Below are 4671 nucleotides of genomic sequence, written 5' to 3'. Positions count from 1 at the left end.
ACCATTTTCCACCATTTACGTCTGGAACATCCAGTCCAAAATGGTCTTGGATTTTATAGACCAACTTCCCTCTATATTGGCGACCTTTAAATTCGAGCTCAGTAAGCTCTACTCGTGCCGCGTATATATCGTGCACTGCGATACCAAGCCCGTTTAAACGGTCAATTGCATCGTCAAACTTAGGTAATGAAACGCTTGTATTTACTTTGTTTGTGACGGTGCTACGTGTATTGGCAGGCATCATGTCATGCTGACTGAGCAAGGATTCAATAGTGCGCTGTATCTCACCATGAAACGCTTTTGTTGTTCGGTGATTCTGCATTGCTTCCGTCAACAATGGGCTTGTGTATGTAGCGCCGGAGTTCGCTTCGAACCGATCAATAAGCTCCCCAATGATGCCGCTGTACTTACCCATCCAAGAGACAATGCTGGTAGTGGCCCTCATGTTCATAAAGTGCACTGATGCGGGCAACAGCATCTCATTAGACGTTATTGCAAAGCTATATAGAGCACCAAGTTTCATGATCTGGGTAGCAGTGAAGTCCCCGTGTTGTAGATCGTCTGCTGCGTAGTCGTCCATCTTGCGCTTTGTTTGATACACAAGGCCACGATATCCAGGGACAGGCTTCCAGTCCTCTACTGGTTGAGCAACGGTAGCAAAGAGCTCAGTAATGCTCTTATTGCCCGATGCTACTTCGCTAAAGGCTTGGTATGCCTGTTCGGCTTGCGCTTGTGATGTAAAGGGCATCTTCATCGATGCGCCGCCCTGATTGTCAGCGACTATGTATGACGCAGGCGCACCAATGAGTTTGTTCGACTGGGGAGGGCAACCACATTGCACCCAGTCCCCCTCTACAGCAACTTGGATGTTGTTGATCACTACTTTGATGGGCTTCATGGGAACTATAGGGCCAATACCAACCTTACAAGCGGGACAGGTGGCCTTCATCCCTATTACTGTGGTGCCTTGGTTGTTCAGTTGCACATCAGGAAAGCATTCAATTACTGCGCCTCCTGTAGTGGTCTTATCCCCTAAGCCAATGACCTTAGGCATAACCCTACTCCTGTTGATGATTTTACGAGCGGTGAGGGTGCCATAAGACAACAGACTAAGGCAAGTCGGCTATTTCTCATTCAAAAACAACCACATAAATAATTGTTATAATAACTATGCTAAAGCACAGCACAAAAGCGCATACATGTTGCTCATTCACCATAGGAGAGCAACATGAATACCCCAACACAAGCAATGAACACCCTGCGCCTCGAACCCTCAATGTACGATGACCTAGCTATGTGCATCACTGAGAACGCACATACGCCTTGCACTGCAAAGCACTACACGCAGCGCATACGCCAAGCCTGCCACGGGATGCACAAGCGGATATCCAGTGATCATTTGCGGTACGTGCTGGAAGCGTGCAAGCGCACAGTAGAGGACATGCCAATGTGCCTGTATCTACACGCAACGGATATAACTGAGATTGTTGAACCGGAGATCCCATTGGATGCACGGATGATAAACAGCCTCAAGAAGTTAGTCCGAGAACAAACCAATAAGCTGCGTCTACAGGAACTAGAGCAGCAACAACCAAACCAGAACGAGATAAACCATGCAACTACGCCAGAAGGACTTGAGCGTAGTGCGGACGCGATTACAACAACAGCAACAGAACAAGTGCCCCCTGTGCAACCGGACGCTAGTTAAACCCTGCGTTGACCATGCACACATCGGGGAACCACATGAACACAGAGTGCGCGGAGCCTTGTGCTCCCAGTGCAATACAACGTGTGGTTCTCTTTGGAAAGTACTTGTTCGATCAGGCACAGTGAACAAGTTAGGTATCCAAGGTGCAGTTAGTTTTTTGAATAATGTCGCTTCGTACTACTCCAAGGATTATACAGATAGGGATTACCACCCTAACCGCCTCAAGGATGAGGCAAAGGCTTTTCAGAGGTTAAGTAAGAGCGAACAGTTAAACAAACTGCTGCACCTTGAAATACTAACATTAGATCAAATGAAGAATATGACTAAAGAGCAGTTGCTTATAGTGTATAAAGAGTACCTTGCACGATAACACAGTAGAATACCCTGCCGCCTTTAATGGCGCAGCATAAAATGGGTTTCTTCTATATTCACCCCGAAAGAGCACATAATTACACACAAATTTTCACACAGATTTCCTAAATACAGATGTAGACGGGTGGAGAATCCACCTAGGCAAACAACATTTAGGAGAGACAAAATGAAATTTAAATTACTTATTGGATCTGTGTTTGTACTTGGTGCTTTGCAATTCTGGAATTTGCATTTGCTAGAACAGCAAGCCGAACAAGTAGACAACAGATTAGATGTACTGGAAGCGAACTTCGTAGACACCAATCAAAAAGCACACATTGCATTTGAACTTAGTGCATTGAACAAGCAGCAAGAACAAGACATTCGTGCAATGATGCTTATGAATCCAGAAGGCATCAACAATAAAGGATTTAAATAAATATTGGACGAATGCAAGGCATTCGGGAAAACTTGCTTGGCATTTTATACAGTCCAGCAAAATAATGTTATAATATAGTATGCAAGACATTGCGCTTGTTGCTTCATTATAATTTCCTTTTAGTCTCCACTAACTGACCTAAATTGGGTGCATTGCTGTGCACCTAATTTTTTCGTCATTTCATTACATATTCCATTACTAATTACTAAATAAAGGAAAGCATCATGCTAGAGAAAAGAAAAAAGACCGGCCCTAAGCCGCGCTTCACTATGGAACAAGCAAAAGCAATGTACGATTTGCATATGCAGAATTACACAATGCTTAGTATTGCGCGACATTACAACACCTCGGACGCAACAGTATGCCGCCTGATCACTAAGTACAAAACGGGCACTTTCAATAAAGAATAAAAAAAGCCCGTTGCGGTAACAACAGGCTTTTGGACACTAGAACACAACATCTAACACTTATAACTTACGGAGTATTTATGGAAATTATCAAACGCAACCTGCAACTTGTACAAAAGACTTGGATGAACGGTCATTATCAAAAATGGGTAAGTGAAGAGAGCTCGCTCGAACAGTTGATTGACAGTATCCGCAAAGGTACATATCGCAAGAACATTGAAGATTACCGTACCGCAAAATCACAAGCACAAGGCAAAATACAAAAAGAAGACTTCGTTCCTAGTTTTATGCCACACGGTTATATCCTCGATAAGAAAGTAAAACTAAAGAACGAGCACAACGTGACAGAGCACAATCGTTGGGAACCTACAGGGTACTTGCACATCGACTTGGATAAGATTCCATATGGTGATGTACAGCGCGTTAAGGCTGCATTGCAAAGCACTAACCCTGTTGCAATGTTCCAGAGTCCGTCAGGTGATGGTATCAAGGTATTCTACGTACACAACGTACCTTGTATGACCGTTCAACAGAAAGAGGACTTCACCGTTGCTGTGCGCTTCTATATCCGTGCACTGCTTGAGCGGTTGGACTTGGGTAACTACTATGACCCAGCAGCATGTGATCCAAGCCGTCAATGTTATTTTAGTTTTGACCCAGAAGCGTTCTACCAAGCAGAAGAACAAAGCGAGCAAGCAGACTTGCTTAATGCTTATAACGCTTTAAATGAGAAGCGCAAAGAACTCCAGCAATGTACAGATGCAATAAAGGATCTGTGCAAAGTAGTGCGAAACGATATCAATGCAGGCGTAGTTGCTCAACGTGATGAAGAAGTACAACGCCGTTTGTTGAATGCCATCAACACAGGTAAAGGCGGTAACAACAAGTCATTTGCGCTTGCGTGCTTCATGATCAAGTCCGGTGTGCCATATAACGAAATGCTTATGAACCTCGAAATGTTGCATAGTGCATTGCGTGCAACATGGAAACCAGCTGAAAAGATTCAAGCTGCAATGGAATACGTAGGCCAAGAACGCAACCGCTTCGCTTCCGAAATGATCGAAGTGGATGCAGGCATTGATACAGTAAAATACAACGAGCTGTGCACCAGAATCCATGCAATCGAAAAGTACATCAAAGCAGGTAAAGAAACAGTTCAGCGCAAATACAATGATCTTGCGTTGAGCATTATTGGTACTGCACCAAGAAGCACAAACCTTGTACGTCTCGAACACGAATACGTAGAGCAAGCTGAAAGCATTTTTTCTGCATTGCATATGAATCGCGTAGTTACTGTAGTTGAGAACGCTGGTTCAGGTAAATCTCGTACAATGGGTGCACTTGCTGATTGTATTGCACTGGATATGTTCGGTGGTGAATCCAATTGGCGCGGTATGCTGTTTTGCACCAACACTAGAGCAAACCGTGATGCATTCCAGAAAGCAAACCCTGAATTCCAAGTGTGGAAAGGCACAAGCGAAATTGTGTTTGAGATTACTAAGAACAGAGGCGCAGAAATGAAATGCGGCGAGTACTATGCAGATCCAGATTTCGAAGGTTCAGTAATTCAGCAGCTTTATAAAGATGGAATCATTACTTCAACTGAACTGCAAGATATCCAAGTTGCTGTCCTCAAGAACCGTGCAAAAATGAAATCCAAGTTCGTTACATGCTGCCACGCAAAAGTACAAGTTGGCGAAGCAATCAAGAGCTTCAACCATTATGTTGTTGTGTTTGATGAAATGGCTGCTGACGATGTTATGTAC

5 protein-coding genes are annotated in these 4671 nt (G+C 44.0%); 4 read left to right on the top strand and 1 reads right to left on the bottom strand.

Annotated features, from left to right (window positions below; genetic code table 11):
* A partial coding sequence (locus tag LG31_RS0107625) for a PAAR domain-containing protein (protein ID WP_033113889.1) occupies nt 1-1054 on the bottom strand: 1054 nt, incomplete at its 3' end.
* Between the two features lie 174 nt (nt 1055-1228).
* On the opposite strand from LG31_RS0107625, the gene LG31_RS21370 reads away from it, so the two are divergent.
* The 4 genes from LG31_RS21370 to LG31_RS0107600 all read left to right on the top strand — a co-directional run.
* Entirely contained in the window at nt 1229-1708 is a 480-nt protein-coding gene (locus LG31_RS21370; protein WP_033113888.1) for a hypothetical protein, read from the top strand.
* Complete coding sequence (locus tag LG31_RS21830; protein ID WP_084059573.1) at nt 1614-2078, top strand: endonuclease domain-containing protein; 465 nt, start codon at nt 1614-1616, stop codon at nt 2076-2078. The genes LG31_RS21370 and LG31_RS21830 overlap by 95 nt, the downstream gene beginning before the upstream one ends.
* Nucleotides 2079-2246: 168 nt before the next feature.
* On the top strand, nt 2247-2498 hold the full coding sequence (locus LG31_RS0107610; RefSeq protein WP_033113887.1) for a hypothetical protein: 252 nt from the start codon (nt 2247-2249) through the stop codon (nt 2496-2498).
* Between the two features lie 487 nt (nt 2499-2985).
* The coding region (locus LG31_RS0107600) for a BT4734/BF3469 family protein (protein ID WP_033113885.1) at nt 2986-4671 on the top strand (1686 nt) is incomplete at its 3' end.

The organism is Aeromonas lacus (assembly GCF_000764665.1).
Classification (GTDB): Bacteria; Pseudomonadota; Gammaproteobacteria; order Enterobacterales; family Aeromonadaceae; genus Aeromonas; species Aeromonas lacus.
This window is presented reverse-complemented; position numbering and strand designations above follow the sequence as displayed.

Bases quoted from the DNA above. Each gene is read 5' to 3' on its own strand.
- LG31_RS21370 (WP_033113888.1), top strand. From the start codon at position 1,229: ATGAATACCCCAACACAAGCAATGAACACCCTGCGCCTCGAACCCTCA.
- LG31_RS0107610 (WP_033113887.1), top strand. From the start codon at position 2,247: ATGAAATTTAAATTACTTATTGGATCTGTGTTTGTACTTGGTGCTTTG.
- LG31_RS21830 (WP_084059573.1), top strand. From the start codon at position 1,614: ATGCAACTACGCCAGAAGGACTTGAGCGTAGTGCGGACGCGATTACAA.